Source organism: Paractinoplanes lichenicola, assembly GCF_016785085.1.
Lineage (GTDB): Bacteria > Actinomycetota > Actinomycetes > Mycobacteriales > Micromonosporaceae > Actinoplanes > Actinoplanes lichenicola.
In genome coordinates this window covers 1-22,568 of record NZ_JAENHO010000025.1, presented here as the reverse complement: position 1 = coordinate 22,568, position 22,568 = coordinate 1, and the positions used below count along the sequence as shown (strand labels likewise).

14 protein-coding genes are annotated in these 22,568 nt (G+C 72.6%); 2 read left to right on the top strand and 12 right to left on the bottom strand.

Features of this window, described 5'->3' with window-relative positions:
- Positions 1–2 precede the first annotated feature (2 nt).
- Both JKJ07_RS47790 and JKJ07_RS47785 read right to left on the bottom strand, forming a co-directional pair.
- The gene (locus JKJ07_RS47790; RefSeq protein ID WP_203078554.1) at positions 3–668 is read right to left on the bottom strand and encodes a hypothetical protein; all 666 of its coding nucleotides are present in this window, start codon (positions 666–668) and stop codon (positions 3–5) included.
- On the bottom strand, positions 658–2,562 hold the full coding sequence (locus JKJ07_RS47785) for a glycosyltransferase (protein WP_203078553.1): 1,905 nt from the start codon (positions 2,560–2,562) through the stop codon (positions 658–660). The genes JKJ07_RS47790 and JKJ07_RS47785 overlap by 11 nt, the downstream gene beginning before the upstream one ends.
- A gap of 52 nt (positions 2,563–2,614) precedes the next feature.
- Here JKJ07_RS47785 and JKJ07_RS47780 point away from each other — a divergent pair, with 52 nt between their 5' ends.
- Complete coding sequence (locus JKJ07_RS47780) at positions 2,615–4,840, top strand: glycosyltransferase family A protein (protein WP_203078552.1); 2,226 nt, start codon at positions 2,615–2,617, stop codon at positions 4,838–4,840.
- A gap of 501 nt (positions 4,841–5,341) precedes the next feature.
- On the opposite strand, the gene JKJ07_RS47775 is transcribed toward JKJ07_RS47780, so the two are convergent.
- From JKJ07_RS47775 to ftsY, 7 genes are all read right to left on the bottom strand, one after another.
- Entirely contained in the window at positions 5,342–6,304 is a 963-nt protein-coding gene (locus JKJ07_RS47775) for a class I SAM-dependent methyltransferase (RefSeq protein WP_203078551.1), read from the bottom strand.
- A 43-nt stretch (positions 6,305–6,347) separates the two neighbouring features.
- A complete protein-coding gene (locus tag JKJ07_RS47770; protein ID WP_307834825.1) occupies positions 6,348–8,729 on the bottom strand; it encodes a glycosyltransferase in 2,382 nt (793 codons plus the stop codon).
- A gap of 67 nt (positions 8,730–8,796) precedes the next feature.
- A complete protein-coding gene (locus tag JKJ07_RS47765; RefSeq protein WP_203078549.1) occupies positions 8,797–11,064 on the bottom strand; it encodes a [protein-PII] uridylyltransferase in 2,268 nt (755 codons plus the stop codon).
- A gap of 10 nt (positions 11,065–11,074) precedes the next feature.
- Positions 11,075–11,413 (bottom strand): P-II family nitrogen regulator, encoded by a 339-nt coding sequence (locus JKJ07_RS47760; RefSeq protein ID WP_166661209.1) that lies wholly within the window; start codon positions 11,411–11,413, stop codon positions 11,075–11,077.
- Positions 11,414–11,448: 35 nt separating this feature from the next.
- Positions 11,449–12,816: an ammonium transporter gene (locus JKJ07_RS47755; RefSeq protein WP_203078548.1), complete on the bottom strand. Its 1,368-nt coding sequence runs from the start codon at positions 12,814–12,816 to the stop codon at positions 11,449–11,451.
- 236 nt (positions 12,817–13,052) lie between these two features.
- Positions 13,053–13,850, bottom strand: a complete 798-nt coding sequence (locus JKJ07_RS47750; protein WP_239092534.1) for a phosphotransferase — start codon at positions 13,848–13,850, stop codon at positions 13,053–13,055.
- A 34-nt stretch (positions 13,851–13,884) separates the two neighbouring features.
- On the bottom strand, positions 13,885–15,078 hold the full coding sequence (ftsY, locus tag JKJ07_RS47745; protein WP_203078547.1) for a signal recognition particle-docking protein FtsY: 1,194 nt from the start codon (positions 15,076–15,078) through the stop codon (positions 13,885–13,887).
- Positions 15,079–15,195: 117 nt separating this feature from the next.
- On the opposite strand from ftsY, the gene JKJ07_RS47740 reads away from it, so the two are divergent.
- Complete coding sequence (locus JKJ07_RS47740) at positions 15,196–16,866, top strand: alkaline phosphatase D family protein (protein ID WP_203078546.1); 1,671 nt, start codon at positions 15,196–15,198, stop codon at positions 16,864–16,866.
- Here JKJ07_RS47740 and JKJ07_RS47735 read toward each other — a convergent pair.
- The 3 genes from JKJ07_RS47735 to JKJ07_RS47725 all read right to left on the bottom strand — a co-directional run bounded on the left by JKJ07_RS47735 (position 16,854) and on the right by JKJ07_RS47725 (position 21,746).
- On the bottom strand, positions 16,854–17,474 hold the full coding sequence (locus JKJ07_RS47735; RefSeq protein WP_203078545.1) for an HAD family hydrolase: 621 nt from the start codon (positions 17,472–17,474) through the stop codon (positions 16,854–16,856). The genes JKJ07_RS47740 and JKJ07_RS47735 overlap by 13 nt on opposite strands.
- A 6-nt stretch (positions 17,475–17,480) precedes the next feature.
- On the bottom strand, positions 17,481–21,062 hold the full coding sequence (gene smc, locus JKJ07_RS47730) for a chromosome segregation protein SMC (protein WP_203078544.1): 3,582 nt from the start codon (positions 21,060–21,062) through the stop codon (positions 17,481–17,483).
- A gap of 489 nt (positions 21,063–21,551) precedes the next feature.
- The gene (locus JKJ07_RS47725; RefSeq protein ID WP_127497323.1) at positions 21,552–21,746 is read right to left on the bottom strand and encodes a hypothetical protein; all 195 of its coding nucleotides are present in this window, start codon (positions 21,744–21,746) and stop codon (positions 21,552–21,554) included.
- Positions 21,747–22,568 lie beyond the last annotated feature (822 nt).

Sequence of the window (22,568 nt, the reverse complement as noted above, 5' to 3'; positions counted from 1 at the left end):
TCTCAGGTCAACGAGACCGCCGATCGATCGGTGACGCTCTCGAGCAGCCGGGCCAGCGTGGGCGGGTCCCGCGGATCTATCACGGTCGCGCGCGAGGCCCGGTGGTCGCGGCACAACTGGGCGACCCGCCCGGCCAGCAGCGCCTCCCAGCGCGCCCCGGGGTCGTGCCGCGACCAGGTCGCCGGGTCGGGCAGGTATTCGAGCACCACACCCGGCACCTGCAGGCCGCGCAGCGCCGGCTGATCGGTGACCACCACCGGCAGGTGATCGGCGTCCACGAGCACCCGCTGGCGCAGCGCCCGGATCAGCGCGTGCGACCCGTCCCGCGACAGTCCGATCGCCACATAGACGCGGCCCGGCACGGGAGCCGCGGGCGGCACCGCCGGACGGGGCCGGGCCGCCTCTATCACGGCGCGCCGCCGCAGCCGCCGGGCCGCGCGACCGGCGATCGACGGGAAGCACCGCATCGGGTCGCGGGCCAGGTCGACCAGCGCGCGGCCGAGCCGGTACGAGCGGCTGCGGCGCAACGCCAGCACCAGCTCGCGATTGCGGTCCCGGTCGCGTACGGCGGCATCGCGCTCGTCCTCGACGCAGCGCAGCCGGCCGGTCAGCGTGGCCAGCTGCCACCGGGCCAGGGCGAGGTCGGCCGCGTCGGGCTCATCGAACACTTCCGGCCCCCGTCTCGGATTGTTCCCGGCAGTGCCCGGCCAGCCAGGCCGCGGCGTCGGCGGCCCCGTTGCCGAACGACAGCTCGGCGCAGCGCCGGCTGAGCGCCTCCCGGGTCGCCGGATCGGCCAGGTGTTCCAGCGCCGCGGCGGCCGCGTCGTCGTCGGTCGCGCAGATCGCCACCCCGGCCGCCGCGGCGAACCGGGCCCGGGCCAGCTCGTCGTCGGCGCCGTCGGGGTCGGGCACGAACACGGTCGGCACCGCGGCGCCGAGCAGCTCGTGGAAGTTCGTGTAGTCGGCCCGGGACACGGCCACCGTGATGCCGCCCAGCTCCCCCGGGCGGGCCTCGGCCACCGTGAAGCCGGGCAGCGAGGCCACGACTCCGCGGCACAGCAACGCGTTGCCCCCGCTGCGCCGGCGCGGCTTGAGGGGCAGCTCGGTGATCGGGCCGACCGTGCTCACCCCGGCCCGCGCGGTGGTGGTCCAGCCCTCGTCGCCGCCGGCCGCGAACTCCCCCGGCTCGAGGATGCCCGCGAACAGCGCGCCCCGGGCCGCCCACTGACCGCCGGTGCCGCGCCGCCACATCGCCGGGCGCAGCCAGAGCCAGCGCGGGCCCGCGTTCTGCTCGATCGCGGCGGCGATCCCGTCGTGCGGCACCCCACCGACCAGCACCGCGCGCGGGTCGTAGAGCTCGATCAGGTGCCGCAGCCGGTCGCGCACGAACCCGGCCCAGCGGTTCTCGGCCACGCCGAGCTCGGCCGCCGCGGGCAGGTATTCGGTGAGCAGGCCGGCGGCGTGCGCGGCGGGCAGCCCGGCCGAGCCGGCGACGACGATCGGCTCGAGCTCGGCCGGCAACCGGCGGGCGATGGCCCGGAACCGGGCGATGTCGTCGCCGACGAACAGGATCCGCCGGGCCGGCCGGGCGCTGGGAATCAGCTCGGCGCGCGGCGCGGGCACGACCCCGCGGGTGAGCACGCCCAGCGACGCCAGCCGGGCGATGTGCGAGGCGCTGCCGAACTGCTCGGTGACGAAGGAGCGGGCGCGAGCGGCCAGGGCCTCGTACGCGGGCCGGTCCTTGTGCAGCCGCAGCGCGAGATCGCGGACGCCGCCCGGGTGCGTGTAGGCCGCCGCCTCGGCGAAGACCGACCGGAAGCGGGGGCTCGCGATGACCGGCACTCCGGCCGCCATGGCCTCCAGGATCGTGCGGCCGGACGCCTCGGCCCGCTCGGGATCGGGGAAGTGGACGAAGAAGTCGAGCGTGCCCAGGAACTCGCGCGGGGACTCGGCGCCTGACTCGACCAGCAGCCGCACCTGGACGCCCGGCTCCTCCGGCAAGTCGGCCCCGCCGTGCCGGCCCAGCACCGGGACCGTCGAGTGTGGACGCGGTTCGACCTGCCAGTCGGCGAGCTCGATGATCTCGTGCCAGTCGGTCTCGGGCAGCGCGAGCCCGGGCGCCACCCCGAGCATGTCCTCGCGCACCTGGCCGCTGATCGGCGCCCACACCACGGCCGGGCCGTAGAGGCGTTCGATCCGCGCCCGCACATCGTCGCCGGGCGCCTGGTCGAGCGCGACGATCACGTGCCCGGCCTCGACCTTCGGAACCGTCGCGGGCTCCTCGGCGAAGATGCGCGGCCGGCGGATCAGCAGGACCTTGGCCGCGATCGGGGCGTCGTCGTCGGCGAGGTCGGCCAGCCCGTCGCGCAGGCAGGCCACGATCCGCGACTCGAACGGGCGGGCGTGCCGCAGCTCCGGGGCCGGCACGTGGATCAGCACGGTGGTCAGGCCGGCCGCCACGTGGGCCCGCACCTCGGCGACGATGCTCGCCGCGTTGCCGCCCGGGTAGCGCAGGTCGGACAGGATGGCGACGTCGTACACGCGATGGTCAACGACGCGCACTAACGGGGCGATACGGACAATTCACCCAGGCTCTTTGATCGTTGGACCGGTTGTGGAAGACACGCATCCTCTAGCCGTCGCCGCGCTGCAGGCACGGTCGATCGCCGCGCGCGCACCGCTGGCCCGGATCGCCGAGGCGGGTGACCCCTGGGTCGTGGGCGAACTGGCCCGGGTGATCGCGCTGCAGGACCTGCGGGCCGACGACCAGGCCGACGCGCTCGCCCTGCTCGACGGGCTGCGCACCCGCGGCGACATCCGGCCCGTACACCAAGGGCTGCACTGCCAGATCGCGTACGCCACCGGGGAACCCGCCCTGACCGGCGCGCTGCTCGCGGCGTACCCGGAGGTGCCGGCCCCGGTGCGCATCGCGCTCACCGTCGACCTGGCCAACCCGTACGCGAACGGGGTTGGTTCCTGGGATTTCGCGACCCTGCTGCCGGCGCCCCGGGTGCACGTGGGCGACGGCCCGGGCACGCCCCTCGACCGGATCGCCACCGGCCCGGTGCAGCGCACCGGTCACCCGTTGCGGATCACCACGATCGTCACCACGTGGCAGCCCGGCCAGTCGCTGCTGACCGCGGTGCGCTCGCTCGTGCGGCAGACGTGGACCAACCACGAGATCCTGGTCGTCGATCGCGGCTCGTCCTCGGAGTTCGAGCCGCTGCTGCGGGCGGCGGCCGCGGTGGACCCCCGCGTACGGGTGATCCGGATGCTCGCCGACGCCGGGAAATACGTGGCCCGCAACGCCGGGCTGGACGCGGCGACCGGCGACTTCGTGACGTTCCAGGACGTCGGGGACTGGTCGCATCCGCTGCGGCTGGAACGTCAGGCGGGGCCGCTGCTGGCCGACGAGAACATCTTCGCCACCACGTCGAACGGCATGCGGGTGACGCCGGACCTGGTGATGACGCGGCCGGGGGTGCCGTCGACCCGTTCGGAGAACCTGTCGTCGCTGATGATGCGGCGGGAGCGGGCGCTGGCCTCGGTCGGGTTCTTCGACGCCGTACGGGCGGGGGGTGATGCTGAGTATTCGTCGCGGGTACGGGCCGTTTTCGGGGCGGACGCTGTTTCGCACGTGGATGGGGGGCCGCTGGCTCTGCTTCGCTCTTCGCCCGGCTCCTCCCCGGATTTTCGGCCGGGGTGGGTGCACCCGGCTCGGCGGTCTTATCGGTCGGCGTTCTCGGCCTGGCATTCGGCTCGGGCCTTTTCCGGTCCTCGTTCCGCGCGGGCTTTTGCTGTGCCGCGGCGGTTGCTCGGGGAGACCGGGGCCAAGGCGTACGACGCGGTGATCGCGGGCGACTGGACCACGGCCGGCGGCGCGGGGGCCGCCGGTGCCGGGCAGTTGCGGGCGCTGGCCGCACGGGGCTTGCGGGCCGCCCTGCTGCACCTCGACGTGCTGACCAACCTGCGCGAGGGCCCGCAAGACCTCGACCCGGCCGTCCAGGTGCTGATCAACAGCGGCGAGCTGACCCAGGTCGAGCTGACCGACGACGTACGGGCCCGGCTGGTCGTGGCCCGCTCGGCGCGCGTCCTGCAGCACGCGCCCGACCTGCCCAGCGGCGTACGGGCGCAACGAGTCGTGATCGAGGACGCGGTCGTCGTCCCCCAGGCCACCACGGCCGCGATCCGGCTCTTCGGACGCCGCCCGCTGTGGGCCCCGGCCGGAGCCGACGGCCGCCGCAAACTCGCCGGCGCCGAGGCCGCCCTGGCCAAACTCGACCTGCCCAGCACCCTCGACGCGGCGCAGTGGCGGCTCGACCGCCGGGGCCCGCGCGCCGACCGCCCCGTGCTCGGCCGGCACTGCCGGGGCGGCCGAGCCGAATGGCAACGCCTGCGCGACGAACTGCCCGACTCGGCCCGCATGGACGTCCGCCTGCTCGACACCGGCGGCTTTGCACCCCGCTCGTTCGGCCGCTTCGGCCCGCCCCGAAGCTGGCTGGTCTACGGCCCCGGCGACGTCACGCTGCGCTCGTTCCTCTACCAGATCGACTTCTACCTGCACCTGCCCGCCGACGACGAACCCGCCGACCCGGCCCCCGACGTGCTGGCCGCCCTGGCCGCGGGCTGCGTGGTCGTGCTGCCGTATCGGTATGCGCCCGCTTTCGGCGAGGCCGCGGTCTATTGCACCCCCGCGGAGCTGCCCGACACCGTGGGAATGCTCCACGCCAACCGCACCGCGCTGCGCGAACAGGCCGGGAAGGGCTCGGAATTCGTCCGCCGCCACCACGCCCACGAGCTCTACGCCGAACGGGTCGCCTGGCTGGCCTCCCAGAGCTGAGAATCGGCAACCGTTTGGCACCCGACCGGATCGTCAACCCGGCCCCCGCACGACCGATTCCTAAGGGCACAAGCCACAAAGATTTCGGACCGGCCCCCGCCGCTCCGACATGCGGGGAAGAACCACTCCCCCACCCCGCGTACCGCTACCCCGCCGTCCCCCGCGGCGGGGTAGCGGTATTTCTATGCACACCCCAACCGAATAACCCGGCGGCCGCCGCCTGACCCCGCACACGCCGCAACCAGAACCCAACCGCCACGCCCCGGTCTCGTGCCCGCGGCGCTCGCCCGCATCGCCGAGCCGGCCGCAAGCAACGCCGTGTTCCTGGAGTCCGGCGAGCCGCAACGCGATCTCCGCAGACGCAGAGCTTCCAACTCGGCTCGAATCGAAGCCCGCCCTTTAACTGGGTGGGGGCGGGGGTGGCGATTTTAGCGCCCCAAAGAGTTGATCAAGAGACTTGTCCACAGCCGGCGAGCCGGCTCGACGAGTTGTCCACAGGCCCTAAACCGGAGTTGTGGCGACTGCCTGCGTCAGCTCGGCCCACCGCCCGGGCAGCCGCCGCCGTACGGTCAGTCCGAAGCCGCCACCCTGGCGCGGCGCCACCCGAGGCTCCTCGTCCACCACCACGGCCGCTCCCACGGCTAGGCGGCGACCCAGCACGTGCAGCGCCGGCGCCAGCGGTTCGGCCGCGACCGGTGCCAGCGCCGAGTCCACCACCAGCAGGTCGATGTCGGTCAGCCCGTCCAGCTGTTCGACGTCGTACCAGTCGACGGTCCGCCCCTCGACCTCCAGTTCCGCCGGCGCCACCTGCCGCACCTCGACCGAGCTCAACCCGTGTTCGGCCAGCAACCCCCGGACGACCGAGACCCGGCCCGCGTCATGGTCGACAGCGACCAGCCGCCCGCCCGAGCCCGCCAGCGCATAGCCCAGCCAGACGGTCGCCGGCCCGCAGCCCAGCGCCACCGTCAGGCCCGGCCGCCGCTCGCTAGCCACGTGCACCAGCCCGAGCAGGTCGGTCGGCTGCAGTCCCGGCCCCGCGGTGGGCATCGGCGCCCGCGGTGTCACCGCCTGGAAGAGCTGGAACAGCGCCTCGATCTCCTGGCGCTGCTCGCGCAGCAGCAGCTCGGCCCCGCGCCCGGTGAGCCGCTCGGTGCGCGCCATCGCCTCGGTGACTTCCTGATGCCGGTCGCCCGCGGCGAGCCGTTCCTTCTCGACGGCGGCGATCACCCGGCGCTGCAGCTGTTCGACGGTCGCGCGCAGCTCACGCACCGCCTCCTGGTTCGCCCGGTTCGCGCCGCCGATCCGGTGGGACAGATAGAGCACGGCCGCCAGGGCGACGACAGCGGCGACCTGTCCGAGGCCCAGGGCCAGCGGCACGATGACGATCAGGCCGGCGAGCTGCCACCGGGACAGGCCGCGCGTTCGGCGCACGACGGCCCGGGCGAGCCGCCGCAGCCTGGTCATGGTGATCCGCACACCGGGGTCAACGGCGCGGCGACCCGGCCCGTTACGGGATCGTCAGTAAGGAAACCGACGTGTCGCCGGCCAGGAAGGCGACGAGCCGCCCCGGGTCGTATTCGGCCGCCACGGTTTGCCGCGCCCGCCGGCTCTGCTCGGCGAAGAGCGCCGGATCGGCCCGATAGCGTGCCACCAGAGCGTCCACTTCGGAGCGCGTGCAATACACGGCCGCATCCCCGTAGAGGCCCCGATATCGCGCGGGCATCACCACCACGCACCCGGCCGCCGCGGCCTCCAACGCCGGCCGCGAATACCACTCGGCCTGTTCCCGCGGCGGGAAATGCAGATAGAAGTCGAGCTGGTGCAGGAACGGCCGCGGTTCGAGGTCACCGGTCTGATAACCCAGCCACGTCGGCTCCACCGGCACGTCACAGGTGCCCGCGGGCCGGTCCGGCAACCGCACCCGTACGTCGGCCTGGGGCACCCGGCGGCACACGGCGAGGCTGTCGGCGGCGTCGGGCGGCCAGTTCGCCGCGTCGCAGAGATCGGTGCCGACGATGGCCGACCCCACCGAGGCCCCCGTACGGTCGGCGACCCACCCGCCCGGGGCCAGCACGAGCGGCAGGTCGTCCGGCTCCAGCTTCTCCACCGTACGCAGCGCGGCCCGCACCCCCGGGTCCTGCGGCACCCACGACGGCTCCGCCCCGAACAGTCCCCGCGCCACCGCCGAGCAGACCGCCGGGTCGTACCGGTGGTCGCTGCCGTCGGCCCGCACGGGCGCGCGGTCCGCCACGATCAGAGCACGCTCCGCCCGTACGCCGGAATCGGTGGCCCCCGCGAACTGGAGCACGCCCGCCTGCCGCACCACGAGCAGGGCCGCGGTGACCGAGTCGGCAAGCGCGATCCGGTCGGCGATCCCGTCGTTGACCAGATCCTGCACGGGCGTCGCGAGCGGAAGCCGGCGCAGCTGGATCGCCCGGTACGAGTCGAGCTGCAGCACCGCCACCCGCAAACCGGCCGAGTGGAGCGCCCGCAGCTCGTCCAGGGCCGTCCGCTGCGTGCTCTCGAGGAAGCGCCAGTCGGCGACCATCACCACGTCGTAGGCGCGATCCCGCACGGTGCCGAGCAGGTGGTCGGGCGCCGGGAAGGCCCGGTCCGACCCGTCCGCCGGGCGGTAGGCGCTGGCCCGCCGCTGCGCGATCAGCTGGTGGTGCCGCTGGTAGGCCGACATGTAGGAGGTCCGCGCCGGGTGCATCCAGTGGGCCCGGATCTCGGCGCGGGACAGCGAGCCCGCCGACAGCCGGATCAGCGCGAGCGGCAGCGAGTCGAGGTGCCGCACCCGTCCCGCGCCGAAGGCGGCCTGGATCCGGCCGATGTATTCGGAGTCGGCCGCCTTGCGCAGCCGGTCGAAGTAGCCCACCGTACGCAGCACGGTGCCCCGCCGCAGCAGCAGCGACGACGGGTTGAACCGCCCGCTGCGCACGCCCGGCCGCGTGCACATCAGCTCGTCGGTGACCGCCAGCCCGTCCGACGTCGTGGCGACCAGCCGCCGATCCTCGATCAGCGGCCGCACCTGCAGCTCGATCCGGCGCGGATGCGACCAGTCGTCGGAGTCCTGGAACGTCGCGAACTCCCCGCCGGCCGCGTCGAGTCCCGCGTTCCGGGCCGCGTACGTGCCCGAGTTCTCCGGCATCGTGATCAGCGTGATCCGGTCGCCGAGCGCCACGGCCTCGCGCAGCACCGGCTCGAACTCGGGCGGCGAGGCGTCGTCCACGATGATCACCTCGGTGTTGGCCCAGCTCTGCGCGAGGATCGAGCGCACCGCGGTGATCAGCCCCCGATCCGGCCGGTACGCCGTGACGATCACCGAGACCCGATGCGACCCCTCGACCCGCTCCACCGGGGCCGTGCTCAGCTCGTCGAAGAGCGCCCCCGTGGGCCCCGGCACCGGCATCAGCGCCTGGAAGGCGTCGGCCCATCCCCGCCGGCCCACGAGCAGGTCGGCCGTCAGCCCGGCCCGGGCCGACTCCCCGATCTTCAGGTAGCGCCGCAGCAACTTCCGGGCCCGTTCCGGCCCCTGATGGGCCAGCGCGAGCTGGACGTGCAGCGTCTGGTTGGCCGGCGACAACGCCCGCGCCCCGCAGGCCCGCCGCACCAGCTCGAACAGCGCGATCGCGTCGTCCCGATCGGTCGGCAGCAGCTCCTGCAACCCCAGGATCTGCGCGATCGCGGCCACCAGCCCCGGGTCGACCCGCCGCCGGATGCGGCGCAGCCACCGCCGATCACCGGTCCGGGCCGCCTGCAGCAGCTGGTCCAGCGTGCCGTGCTCACCCAGCGCGGCCCGGGTCATCAGCTCGCGGGCGTCCAGCGAGCGGTTGCGCGCGGCGGTGGCGGTCAGCGCGAGCCGCAGCCGCGACCCGGCCGCCGTCACATGATCATCGAGGAGTCCGGATGGGTGTGGCCGCATGCCCCGGCTAACGCGGCGACGAGAAGGTTGGTTACACAGCGGCCAGCACTGTGGCCGTTACGCGATCGCGTTCGGCCCGATCGGCCCACGACCCCACCAGGTAGAACGCGTCCACCACGTCGCCGCCCAGGGTCGAGATCCGGGCCGCCCGCACCTCGGCCCCCGCGTCGTCGAGCGCGGTCGCCACCCGATAGAGCAGCCCCGGCGAGTCGGCCGCCCGCAGCTCCAGCACGGCCGCGTCGGTGGCCACGTCGCGCTGCCACACCACTCGCGGCGAGGCCGTGCCGCCCCGCGCGCTCATGGCCCGGGCCCGCACCCGCTGGGTCACCGACACATCTCCCGCGGCCACCCGGCGCAGGTCGGCCGCGAGCGCCACCGGGTCGTACGGGCTCCCGTAGCGCGGCTGGGTGAAGAACTCGACGATGGCCCGCCCGTCGACCGTGCTCGCGTTCGCGCCGACCACGTCGAGCCGGTGCATGGCCAGGCAGGCCGCCACCGCGCCGAGCAGGCCCCGGCGGTCGGCCGCGGCCACGGCCAGGCGGTCCCCGTCGAGGTGCACGGCGGGCAGGTCGCCGTCGAGCAGCTCGGGGTCGGGGGCCGGCGGTTCCGGCAGCTCACCCGTGTCGAGCGCGGTGTGCACGCGGCCGACCAGCTCGTCCATCAGCCGGCCTTTCCAGTCCGACCAGGCGGCCGGGCCGGTGGCCAGCGAGTCGGCGCGGGCCAGCGCGTGCAGCAGGTCGAGCGTGGTGGCGTCGCCGACCTGCTCGGCCACCGACGAGATCGTCATCGGGTCGCTCAGGTCGCGGCGGGTCGCCACATCGGGCAGCAGCAGGTGCAGCCGGACGAGTTTCTCGATCGTCGCCGCGTCGGCCGGGGGCAGCCCGATCCGGGTCGCGATCTCGCCCGCGATCGGGGCGCCGACCACGCTGTGATCCCCGGGCAGGCCCTTGCCCACGTCGTGCAGGAAAGCGCCGATCAGCAGCAGGTCGGGCCGGTCGACTTCCCGCGCGTACGCCGTGGCCTCGTACGCGGCCTGCACGAGGTGCCGGTCGAGGGTGAACCGGTGGATCGGGTGGTGCTGGGGCAGGCTGCGCATCCGCGCCCACTCGGGCAGCCACGCGTCGGTCAGCCCGTACCGGTCGCAGGTCTCCCACGTGGGCAGCAGGCCGGGGCCGGAGCCGAGCAACGAGACGAGCGCGGCCCGGGCGGCGGGCGGCCACGGGTTGGGCAGCGGCGGCGAGAAGGCGGCCAGCCACTCGGACGTGGCCCGGGCGATGGGCAACTGGACGACCGCGGCCGCGGCGGCGACCCGCAGCGACAGGCTGGGGTCGGGCTTGGGTCCGATGGCGGTGCGCGCGAGCACGAGCTCGCCGTCCTGCTCGACCACGTCGCGTGCGACCGGGCGGCGGCTCGGCGTTCCGGCCGGCAGACCCCGGCGGCGGCCGTTGCGGAGCCGGTCGGTGGCCCGCCAGGCGTCGTCGAGAGCATGGGCCACCGTACGGGCGTCGCCCGCGACCCGGCGCAGCAGCGCGTCCCCGTCGTCGAGGTCGAGCAGGTCGGCCACGGCGGCGCGCTCCTGGGCGACCAGCCGGTCGACGCGGCGCCCGACGGCCAGGTGCAGGGCGTCCCGGGTGTCGAGCTGGCGCAGGTTCGCGGCCCGTACGGCGGGTCGCATGGTGTCGGCCACCCCGGCGCGGCCGATCGCGCGCAGCAGGGTCACGTCGCGCAGCCCGCCCGCCGCCTCCTTGAGGTCGCCCTCGAGCAGGAAGGCGAGCTCGCCGTGGCTGGCCCAGCGGGTGGTGGTCAGTTCCTTGAGCGCCGGCAGCAGCCGTACGGCGGTGCGCCGCCACTGGTCGTCCGCGGCGGCGACGAGCTCGGCGGTCAGGGCCGCGTCGCCGGCCACGTGGCGGGCGTCGAGCAGGCCGAGGGAGACCTTGACGTCGTCGTGCGCGACCGACAGCGCCTCCGGCAGGGTGCGCACGGAGTGGTCGAGGCCGAGCCGGGCGTCCCAGATCGGATACCAGAGCGAGGCGGCGATCCGGTCGATGCCGGCCGCGCCGTTGTGCAGCAGCACGAGGTCGAGGTCGCTGTAGGGGGCGCAGTCGCGCCGGCCCAGCCCGCCCACCGCGACCAGGCTGACCCCGGGCACGTGGGCCGGGAACATCTCGCGCAGCCAAGCATCGAGCGCCGCGGCCCGATCCTGCCGGGCGGCGGCGCCGATGTGTTCGCGCAGTTTGTCCAGCGAGCCGCCGACCGGCACCTGCGGCGGGGCCGGCGGCTCGCTGGGCATGTTCAGCATCGTGGCCAGATCAGAGCGCGTCGAGGCCGCGCTCGCCGGTGCGGACCCGGATCACGTCGTCGACCGACGTGACCCAGACCTTGCCGTCGCCGATCTTGCCGGTCTTGGCCGCGGTGACGACGGCGTCGACGATCTTCTCGACGTCGATCTCGTCGGTCACCACCTCGACCTTGATCTTGGGCAGGAACTCCACCGTGTATTCCGCGCCGCGGTACACCTCGGTGTGGCCCTTCTGCCGGCCGTAGCCCTGTACCTCGCTCACGGTCAGGCCGGTCACGCCGAGCGCGTGCAGAGCCTCTTTCACCGCGTCGAGCTGGTACGGCTTGATGACCGCGGTCACCAGCTTCATGCTCAGTCCTTCCATCGGTGCAGTCATAGGGCTATCTAACCGGCGACCTTCTGGCTGACGTCGGCCTTACCGTCAGCGTCCACCGCCGCGCCGGGCTTGAGGCCGGCCATGGCGAACGCGCCGCCACCGCCGGAGCCGCCGGCCGGGGTGATGTCGTAGCCCGACTCGCCGTGGTCGGCGATGTCGATGCCACCGACCTCGGCGTCCTCGCTGACCCGGCCGAGCTTGACGGCCTTGAGGATGATGGCGAGAACAGCCGCGATGGCGAACGAGTAGATCGTGACGACCAGGCTGCCGAGGAACTGGCGGCCCAGCTGGGTCGCGCCGCCGCCGTAGAACAGGCCCTCGTTGGCGCCGAGCACGTCGGTGATCGCGCCGTTGACGTCGGTGGTGGCGAACAGGCCGATGAACAGCGAGCCGATCCAGCCACCGACGAAGTGCACGCCCACGACATCGAGCGAGTCGTCGTAACCGAGCTTGTACTTCAGGCCCACGGCCAGGGCGCAGACGACGCCGGCGATGAGGCCGAGCAGCACGGCCGGCAGCGGGGCGATGAAGCCACAGGCCGGGGTGATCGCGACCAGACCGGCGATCGCGCCGGAGGAGCCGCCGACCAGGGTGGGCTTGCGGTCCCGGATCCACTCGACGGCGAGCCAGCCGACGACCGCGGCCGCCGTGGCGAGCTGGGTGTTGACGAAGGCGACGGCGGTGGTGCTGTCGACGGTCAGCTCGGAGCCGGCGTTGAAGCCGAACCAGCCGAACCACAGCAGGCCGGCGCCGAGGGCGACGAACGGCACGTTGTGCGGCCGCATGTTCTCGCGCGGCCAGCCGATGCGCTTGCCGAGGATCAGGGCCAGGGCGAGCGCCGCGGCGCCGGCGTTGATGTGCACCGCCGTACCACCGGCGAAGTCGAGCGCCTTGATGTCCGCGCCGATGAAGCCGCCGCCCCAGACCCAGTGGGCCACGGGGACGTAGACCAGGGTGAACCAGCCGAACGCGAAGAGGATCCAGCCCGCGAACTTGAAGCGGTCGGAGACGGCCCCGCTGATCAGGGCGACCGTGATGATGGCGAACATCATCTGGAAGGCCATGAAGACGTACGTGGGGATGCCGGTCTCGCCCCACATGTCGCCGACCCAGCTGGTGCTGGTTCCGGCGTAGCCCCAGTTACCGATGATGTTGTTGACGCTCTCGGAGCCGTTCGCGCTGAACGCGAGCGAGAAGCCGTAGACCGCCCACAGGATCGAGATCAGGCCGATGGCTGAGAAGCTCATCAGCATCATGTTCAGAACGCCCTTGGACCGGTTGAGGCCACCGTAGAACAGCGCCAGACCCGGGGTCATGAGCAATACGAGCGCAGACGACAGGAGCAACCAGGCGGTATTGCCGGTGTCGATCTCCACGCTGCCTCCTCTCGGAATGAAGGTGTCTCACAAACAGCCACGGGCGGCGTCGCCGGTCGGCCGGTTTCGTGACGAGAGACTTCCGGTCGGAGGTTTCACGCACGGTCTACGCGCGATTTCCGGCGCGTGACCGACTGTTTCGTACGTGTGAAGAAAGCCTCACAGGCGCGGCAGGGAAACGGCTGGAACTGGGACAATCGGCGCACCAGGCGGCGCAGCCGATTGTCACCAGCCGATCACCGAAGCGCGTATTCGAGGGTGTGACGCTCGTAATCGAGCAGCCTCAGGTCGCGCATCGGGCGCCGGAGATGCCCCTTGTGAACAATGCGAACGAACGCGGGGTCGCCCGACGCGGCCATCCGGCGGATGCCCTCGACGTGATCGACGATCCGCTTGCGGATGGTGCGCACGAGCCGGTGCCGGTCACGCGGGATCAACCCGTACGCGTCGGCGAACAGCCGCAGCCGGCGCGGGCGGTTGGGCCGCTTCCAGCCCAGCGTGTACGAGTCGCGGTCGCTGAACAGGGGCACCCAGGTCCACGCGGCGTAGGCCACGTCGTAGATCCGCGCGCCCGGCGACGCCAGGTCGAAGTCGATCAGGGCGAGGGTGCCGTCCGGCCGCCAGACCACGTTGTGCGGCGCGGCGTCGTGGTGGCAGATCACCTCGGTGTCCGGCGGGGGCGGGCCGAACGAGCGCCACACGGCACCCGGCGGCGGCACGAACCCGTACTGCGCGTCGTGGAACATCCGCAGCATCGTGGCCACGGTGACCAGCGCCTCCTCGGTCACCCAGTGCGGGGCCAGGGGGTATTCGCCGCACTCGCCGTCGAGATACGACAGCACCTCGCGGCCCTTGTCGTCCATGCCCAGCGCGTGCGGCGAGCCGGTGAAACCGACCCGCTCGAGGTGGTTGAGCAAACCGTGCACGGCCGGCGTCCACGGCCCGGCGTTGCGCCGCACGGTGTCGCCGACCTTGGAGACGGTGCTGACGTTGCCGCCGTGCAGCGGGATCTCCCGCTCCTGCGTCACCAACACCCTCCCCTGCTACTCGGTTCTCTGTTCAACGAGACTACGCGGCGCTGCCAAGCAGGGCCTCGACGAAGGCGGCCGGCTCGAACGGGGCCAGGTCGTCCGGGCCCTCGCCCAGACCCACCAGCTTGACCGGGATGCCCAGCTTGCGCTGGACCGCGATCACGATGCCACCCTTGGCGGTGCCGTCGAGCTTGGTCAGCACCACGCCGGTCACGTCCACCACCTCGGTGAACACGCGGGCCTGCTCGAGGCCGTTCTGCCCGGTCGTGGCGTCTAGCACGAGCAGGGTCTCGTCGACCGGGCCGTGCTTCTCAACGACCCGCTTGACCTTGCCCAGCTCGTCCATCAGGCCGACCTTGTTCTGCAGGCGGCCCGCTGTGTCGATCACCACGGTGTCCACGCCGATGTCGATACCCCGCTTCACGGCGTCGAAAGCAACGCTGGCCGGATCTCCCCCTTCCGGACCCCGTACGGTCTCGGCGCCGACCCGCTCGCCCCAGGTCTGGATCTGGTCGGCCGCGGCGGCGCGGAAGGTGTCGGCCGCGCCGAACAGCACCGAGCGCCCGTCGGCGATCAGCACCCGGCCGATCTTTCCGCAGGTCGTGGTCTTGCCGGCGCCGTTCACGCCGACCACCAGCATCACCGCGGGGCGGCCGTCGTGCGGCGTGGTCTTGAGGGTGCGGTCCATCTCGGGGTCGAGCGCGGCGACCAGCTCCTCGGTCAGCTGCTCCCGGACCTCGGCCACCGTACGCGTGCCGAGCACCCGGACCCGCTCGCGCAGCCGCGCCACGATCACCTGGGTCGCCTCGACGCCGACGTCCGCGCTGATCAGGCTGTCCTCGATCTCCTCCCAGGCGTCCTCGTCGAGGTGATCGCGGGAGAGCACGCTGAGCAGGCCGCGGCCGAAGATGTTCTGCGAGCGCGACAGGCGGGCCCGCAGGCGCACTAGGCGCCCCGCCGTGGGCTCCGGGCGGTCGAGCTCCGGCTCCGGCTCGACGACCTCCGGCTCCCGCTCGAGCAGCGGCGGCAAACCTTCGTCGACTTCCGCGGGAACAACGAGCGGCGGGGTCTGGACGCCCGGCTCGGCCGCGGAGGGACGCTCCAGGGTCGTCGTGTCGCCGCCGGTCTCCGCGGGCGGGAGCTCCCGGCGGCGCATGCGGGGCACGACCAGGCCGATCCCGCCGGCCAGCAGGACGACGAGCAGGATGACAGCGGCGACCACGTATTCCATAGCCGAAATCCTGACAGATGTCTTCGCGGCGCGTGGCGTCGCCCGCCGGGTGGCATCTTGCATCACACGTGCAGGAGGATGAAGATCCCTCGACCCCTCGTGTGAAGGCTCTCTCCCGTGACCGCTCACCTGCTGATAGGCCCTTTGTTACGCCGCGTGATCGGTGACCGCGCCACCATCTGGGTCGAGACGACCGAGCCCGCGTTCGTGCGGGTCGAGGCCGAGGGCGGCGGCGCCGGCTCCACCCCCACCTTCACCGCGTACGGGCATCACTACGCGATCGTGGTGGTCGAGGGGCTGCGGCCCGACACCGCCAGCGCGTATCGGGTGTTCCTCGACGATCGCCAGGTCTGGCCGTCGCAGGAGTCGACCTACCCGCCGTCGGTGATTCGCACCCGCCCGGCCGAGGACGCCGAGACCCCCGTACGCCTGATCTTCGGCTCCTGTCGTGAGGCGACCCCGACGTCGAACAGCCGCAAGCTGCCGCCCGACGCCCTCGACGCGTACAGCCGGCGCCTGATGACCGACCCGCAGAACCCGGAGCTCCGGCCCGACCTGATCGTCCTGCTGGGCGACCAGGTGTACGCCGACAACACCTCGGCCAAGGTCAAGCGATTCCTCAAGAAGCGCCGCCCCTCGCACCACGACGGCCCGGACGACCAGGTCATCACGTTCGACGAATACACCAAGCTCTATCTGGAGTCGTGGCGCGACCCCGAGGTGCGCTGGCTGTTCGCCACCGTGCCGAGCGTCATGATCTTCGACGACCACGAGCTGATCGACGACTGGAACACCTCCGAGTCGTGGCACAAAGAGATGCTCGAGAAACCGTGGTGGATCGAGCGCATCACCGGCGGCCTGGCCTCGTACTGGGTCTATCAGCACCTGGGCAACCTGAGCCCCGACGAGCTGGCCACCGACCCGCTGTTCCAGAAGGTGATCACGGTCGACGACGCCACCGACCTGCTGCACGACTTCGGCCGTACGGTCGACAGCGGCGAGCAGCCGTACCAGTGGAGCTACTCCCTCGACGTGGGCCGCACCCGCCTGGTGATGCTCGACAACCGGTGCAGCCGCGTGCTGACCCCCGACCGCCGCGAGATGCTGCCCGCCGCCGAGTGGAACTGGTTCGTCGACCGGGCCCACGGCGAGTACGACCACCTGGTCGTCGGCTCGTCGCTGCCCTGGCTGATGCCGCCCGCGATCCACTACCTGGAGTCGTGGAACGAGAGCACCGCGGCGTCGCGCCGGCCGTGGGTGGCGGCGTACGCGGAAAAGCTTCGCCGCGCCGTCGACCTCGAGCACTGGGCCGCGTTCGGCCGCTCGTTCAACGCCCTGGGCGAACTGTTCCGCCGCCTGGGCGAGGGAGGCACCGGCTCGCCGGGGCATCGGGTCGGCGCGGGCGGCGCCTACGCGGCCCCCGCCTCGATCAGCGTCCTCTCCGGTGACGTCCACCACTCGTACGTGGCCGAGGCCGACTTCGGCTCCAAGATGGCCACCCCGGTCATGCAGCTGACCTGCTCGCCGGTGCACAACCAGGTGCCCGCCTTCATGCGCCCGCTGATGCGCTTCAGCTGGTCCCGGGCCGCCGCCCACGCCGTACGCGGGGTGGCCCGCTCGGCCGGCGTGCGGCGCCCCGCCTGGACGTGGAAACGCCTGGCCGGACCATACTTCGGCAACGCGATCAGCACCCTGCGCCTGAACGGCATGGACGCCACGGCCAAGGTCGAGGGCACCGACAAGGACGGCAACCTGTTCGAGGTGGCCGAGGTCCCCTACCCCCGCTGAAGATCCAGCGCTTTCCGCAGGTAGTCGAGGTGCTCGGGGCCGCTCCAGCGGTACGCCGCGAGGCCTGATGCGCGCGCCCCGCGTACGGCTCGCTCGTCGTCGTCGATGAAGAGGACGACCTTGGCCGGGAAGCCGATCAGCTCACAGGCCTGCTCGAAGAACTCGGGGGCGGGCTTGTGGGTCTTGATCTCCCACGAGCTGATCACCACGTCGACCTCGGCCGCCAGGCCCAGGGCGTCGAGGTCGCCGCGCAGGCGGTCGGTGGCGTTGGTGGCCAGGCCGACCTTGCGGCCCGCGGCGCGCACCTCACGCACGAACGCCAGCACCTCGGGGTCGGGCTCGCCCCGATACGACTGCCACTGGGCGACCGCCGCCCGCGCCACCTCGATGTCGAGCGGGAGGCGCGAGGCGACCAGCTCCATCCACTCGGCGTCGGTGATCTCGCCGGCCATCGCGGGGCGGTAGATGTCCCACGACATCGACGTTTCCAGCAGGGCGGCCGGCTTCAGGCCGTGCTCGACCTCGACGGCGATCATCGGGGCCGGGTCCCAGCGGCGCAGCACGCCGTCCAGGTCGATGAGCAGGGCCTGGGCGCGCTCGCGCGTCATGGGTTACTAGTCCTCCGAATCGTGCTTGAGCCGCTGGCTGATCACCTGGGTCACACCGGCGCGCATCGTGACGCCGTACAGGGCGTCGGCGACCTCCATCGTGCGCTTCTGGTGCGTGATGATCAGCAGCTGGCTCTTCTCCCGCAGCTGTTCGAAGAGCGTAATCAACCGGCCCAGGTTGACGTCGTCGAGGGCCGCCTCGACCTCGTCCATGATGTAGAAGGGCGAGGGGCGGGCCCGGAAGATCGCGCACAGCATCGCGACCGCGGTCAGCGAGCGCTCGCCACCGGAGAGCAGCGACAACCGCTTGATCTTCTTGCCGGGCGGGCGGGCCTCGACCTCGACACCCGTGGTCAGCATGTCCTCCGGGTCGGTCAGCACCAGGCGGCCCTCGCCGCCCGGGAACAGCACCTGGAAGACGGTCTCGAACTCGCGGGCGGTGTCCTCGAACGCCGTCGTGAAGACCTCGAGGATCCGGTCGTCGACGTCCTTGACCACGGTCAGCAGGTCCTTGCGGGTGGCCTTGAGGTCCTCCAGCTGGTCGCTGAGGAACTTGAACCGCTCCTCCAGCGCCGCGAACTCCTCCAGCGCGAGCGGGTTGACCTTGCCCAGCAGGGCCAGGTCGCGCTCCGCCTTGTTGGCCCGCTTCTCCTGGGTCGGCCGGTGGAACGGCACCGGCTGCGGCTCCGGCTTGCCGTCCTTCTCGGCCAGCGCCACCTCGGCCTGGGTCGGCGGCACCGGCTGCTCCGGGCCGTACTCGGTGATCAGCGTGTCGACGTCGAGCGAGAAGTCCTCGGCCGCCTTGGCCTCGAGCTGCTCGATGCGCAGCCGCTGCTCGGCCCGGGCCACCTCGTCGCGGTGCACCTCGTTGGTCAGCCGCTCGAGCTCGGCGACCAGGCGCTTGGCCCCGGCCCGCACCTCCTGCAGCTCGGCTTCCCGCAGCGTACGGGCCTGGGCCAGCTCGTCACGGACCTCGATGGCGGCGGCCAGCGACGTCTGCACCCGGGCCAGCGCGGCGCCGGCGCCCAGCGCGACGGCCTTGGCGATCTCGGCGCCCCGGGCGCGGGCGGCGCGGCGGGCGGCGGCCCGTTCGCGGGCCTGACGTTCCTGGTTGGCCTGGCGCAGCAGCGAGTCGGCCCGGCCGGCGATCGAGGCGACCCGCTCCTCGGCCGTACGGACGGCGAGCCGGACCTCCATCTCGTTCTGCCGGGCCTGCGGCACGAGGGCGGCCAGCCGGTCCCGCTCGTCGGTCGAGGGCTCCTCGTCGATCGGGGTGGCCTCGGCCAGCGCGAGCCGCTCCTCCAGCTCGGCGACCCGCATGAGGTCGGCCTCGCGGGCCGACTCGGCCTTCTGCCGCGCGGCCCCGAGACGCTCGGTCTCGGCCTTGGCCGACCGCGCCGCGGCGCCCAGCTCGGCCAGCCGGCGCGCGGCCGCGTTGCGCTCGCCCTCGGCGGCCCGCTTGGCCGCGGCCGCCACGTTGACGGTCTCCTTGTGCCGGGCGACCTCGGCCCGGGCCGCCGCGAGCTGCTCCTTGAGCTCGACGATCGACTCCTCGGCGGTGGCCCGGCTGGCCTTGGCCTCGTCGACCGCCGCCTGCACCTCGAGATAGCTGGTCGCCTTGCCGGAGCCACCCGCGGCCGCGTACGACCCCAGCACGTCCCCGTCCGGCGTGACGGCCCGCAGCTCCGAGTTGGCGCCGATCAGCGCGACGGCGGCGGCGTGATCAGGCACGAGGACGACGTCCCGCAGCGCCCGGTTGAGGGCCGGCCTCAGGTTGTCGGGGCAGCCGATGACATCCGGGGCCCAGGTCGCGCCCGCGGGCAGCGACGGCCGCAGCGCGTCCAGCGAGCCCTGCATGCCGGGACCGGCCGGCGACGCCACGACGAGCGCGGCCCGCCCGGCGTCGGCGATCTTGAGGGTGCGCATGGCCTCGACGGCCTCGTCCACTCCGGAGAGCGCGACGGCGTCGGCCAGCGAACCCAGCGCGGCGGCCAGGGCGGCCTCGTGTCCGGGCTGGACGGTCAGCATCGAGGCCAGGCTGCCCAGCAGGCCGGGCACCTCGCCCGCCTTGGCCAGCAGGGCCCCGGCGCCGTCCTTGCGCTTGAGGCCGAGCGCGAGCGCCTCCTCGCGGGCCTTCCAGCTGGCCGCGTCCTTCTCGGCGGCCCGCTCGGCGTCGGACAGCTCCTTGACGACGGCGGACGCCCGATCGTGCGCGTCGACCGCCTCGGCGTGCCGCTCGTCGAGCTCCACATTGCCCCGGTCGGCCTCGGACGACTCGGCCGCGACAGCGTCCACCTCGGCCTGGGCCGCCTCGGCGCGCATCATCGCGTCGGTGTGGGCGGCCGCGAGGCGTTCGATCTCGTCGGTGGCGCCCTCGGTGCGGGCCCGGGCCGCGTTCACGTTGCCGGTGAGCTTGGCCAGCCCCTCGCGCCGATCGGCGATGGCCTTGGCCGCCGTACGCAGGGCCCCCTCGGCCGCCGCGAGCTGGCGCTCCAGATCCTGGCGGTGCTCGATCGCCTCGGCCAGGCGCATCTGGTCGTCGGTGAGGGCCTCGCGCAGCTCCTCCTCCTGCTCGCGCACCCGCTCCGACTCGGCCACCAGCTGGTCGGGATCGCGACCGGGCCTTTCCTCGTCGGGGGTCGCGGCCAGATGACGCAGCCGCTCGGTGGCCAGCTGCTCGGTCGACCGGAAGCGCTCCTGCAGGGCGGACAGCTTGTACCAGACGTCCTGCGCGGCCTGCAGCAGCGGCGCGTCCTCGGCGTGGGCCAGCTCGAGGTCGGCCAGATGCCGCTGGACCTCGCGATTCTCGTCCTCGACCTGGCCGCGCCGGTCGCGCATGGCCGACTCGTCGGCGATCTCCTTGTCGAGGGTGGTGCGCAGCGTGTGCAGGTCGTCGGCGAGCAGCCGGAGCCGGGCGTCACGCAGGTCGGCCTGGATGCCGGCCGCACGCCGGGCCACCTCGGCCTGCTTGCCGAGCGGCTTGAGCTGGCGCCGCAGCTCGGCGGTGAGGTCGGTGAGCCGGTTGAGGTTCACCTGCATCGCGTCGAGCTTGCGGATCGCCTTCTCTTTACGCTTGCGATGCTTCAGGACCCCCGCGGCCTCCTCGATGAAGGAGCGCCGGTCCTCCGGCTTGGCGTGCAGCATGGCGTCGAGCCGGCCCTGGCCGACGATGATGTGCATCTCGCGGCCGATGCCGGAGTCGCTGAGCAGCTCCTGGATGTCGAGCAGCCGGCACGCGTTGCCGTTGATCTCGTATTCGCTGGCGCCGTCCCGGAACATCCGCCGCGTGATCGACACCTCGGTGTATTCGATCGGCAACGCGCCGTCGTTGTTGTCGATCGTGAGCGTCACCTCGGCCCGGCCCAGCGGCGCCCGGCCGGACGTGCCGGCGAAGATGACATCCTCCATCTTGCCGCCGCGCAGCGCCTTGGCGCCCTGCTCGCCGAGCACCCAGGCGATGGCGTCGACGACGTTGGACTTGCCGGAGCCGTTGGGGCCCACCACACAGGTGATGCCCGGCTCCAGCCGCAGCGTCGTAGCGGAGGCGAAGGACTTGAAGCCCTTGACCGTCAGGCTCTTGAGGTGCACGGATCTCCGAGGGTCAGTCGTGTCTGCTTCGGCGCAGATTACCCCCGGCACGCGCCGGCGGCCGTACCCGCCGCTCCGGAGGCCACAGAAACCGGACAAAAAGGCACGTACGGTAACACCTGGGGGTGGACGTGATTACCGCCTGCTACTACTCGCGGGTCGCCGCTCGCTGCTTGGCCGCCCGCCGCCCTGGCCGCCCGCCGGTCGCTTCTGGCCGCCCGCCGCCCTGGCCGCCCGCCGGTCGCTGCTGGCCGCCCGCCGCCTTGGCCGCCCGCCGGTCGCTGCTGGCCGCCCGCCGCCTTGGCCGCCCGCTGATGGCCGCTCGTTGCCGGCCTCTCGATACGCGCCGCTCACACTTACCGGCCGCCGCTCAAAAAGATGCGCGCCGCCACGAGGTGGAGGCGCGCGATTTCGGGGTGCGTCTTTGGTGCGGTGGGGGGACTGTGGCCGCCTGGCCGTCGATCACCCGACTGCGGCGGCCGGCGGAGCTCAGGTCAGCGCGGGCTCGGTCAGCCGCGCGAAATCGTCTGCCTCTGCGGCTGCCGCAGCCAGACGATCATTTTCCGCCCGGAGGCGGGTGACCTCGAACTCCAGGGCCTGCACCCTGGAACGCAGACGGGTGACCTCGTCGAGCAGACGCCGGTCGGGCGCCGCACCTACGTGGCCAAAGAGGGCCTTCGCCATGGTGACTCCTTGAGAAGCACTGCTTCTTCTTATGGATAGCGTTGCCGGAGAAGCCGGCCTACGCGCGCTCAGGCCACAACCCACACTGAACTCAAGGGCACGCTTGAGCACAGAATCATGCACCCTAGGAGAGGTTCTCAAGAGTGCAGATCGCTCACGCTCGACTGGAAACGGGCGCGAGTGGGCGCGACTGGCGACACCTCCATAGTCCGCCGTCGCCCAGAATCCGTCAAGCGCTGCGGAGGCGTCCCGCCGTAGCGAAGCAGTGAATCATGCCACCCGAATGGCCGTCATCAGGCCAAATGGCCCCTTGACACTGCTCGCGCCCACTCCTCCCCACCCTCAACAAGATCCAAAACGGACGCCAAGGTTGGCATGCCCGCTCGGTCAGCCCTCAATCTGAACCACCGACGCCCGGAGCGCGACCCGTTTTCCCAAAGCCGGCCCACCCAAGCCTCTCAGCCCTCACCAATCTCAGCCGGACCCCCAACGTCCCAAATCCACCTCGAACCCCACTCGAGCCCCCACCGCCACCCCGCCGACCACGATCACCACCACCGCCGGCACGTACTGCTGTCGCCGCTGCCACTCCCATGCCGCCGCCACCCTCACCGACGACCGCCCATCACCTGTCGCGCCCGCCATCCGCCGCCACCTGCCGCCTGCCGCGCTCGCCACCCCGCCGCCTCCCGCCGGGTCACGTCCGTTGGCGTGGTGTAAGAGCCGGTCACCGCAGATCCGTGTGTGCTGATGCTAGGCCGCGATCTCGACGATCTGGTCGGTTTCTGGCTGGTCAGCATCGGTGGTGATGGGTGTGAGGCG

Bases quoted from the DNA above. Each gene is read 5' to 3' on its own strand.
- JKJ07_RS47775 (WP_203078551.1), bottom strand. From the start codon at position 6,304: ATGACCAGGCTGCGGCGGCTCGCCCGGGCCGTCGTGCGCCGAACGCGC.
- JKJ07_RS47765 (WP_203078549.1), bottom strand. From the start codon at position 11,064: ATGCTGAACATGCCCAGCGAGCCGCCGGCCCCGCCGCAGGTGCCGGTC.
- JKJ07_RS47760 (WP_166661209.1), bottom strand. From the start codon at position 11,413: ATGAAGCTGGTGACCGCGGTCATCAAGCCGTACCAGCTCGACGCGGTG.
- ftsY (WP_203078547.1), bottom strand. From the start codon at position 15,078: ATGGAATACGTGGTCGCCGCTGTCATCCTGCTCGTCGTCCTGCTGGCC.
- JKJ07_RS47735 (WP_203078545.1), bottom strand. From the start codon at position 17,474: ATGACGCGCGAGCGCGCCCAGGCCCTGCTCATCGACCTGGACGGCGTG.
- JKJ07_RS47725 (WP_127497323.1), bottom strand. From the start codon at position 21,746: ATGGCGAAGGCCCTCTTTGGCCACGTAGGTGCGGCGCCCGACCGGCGT.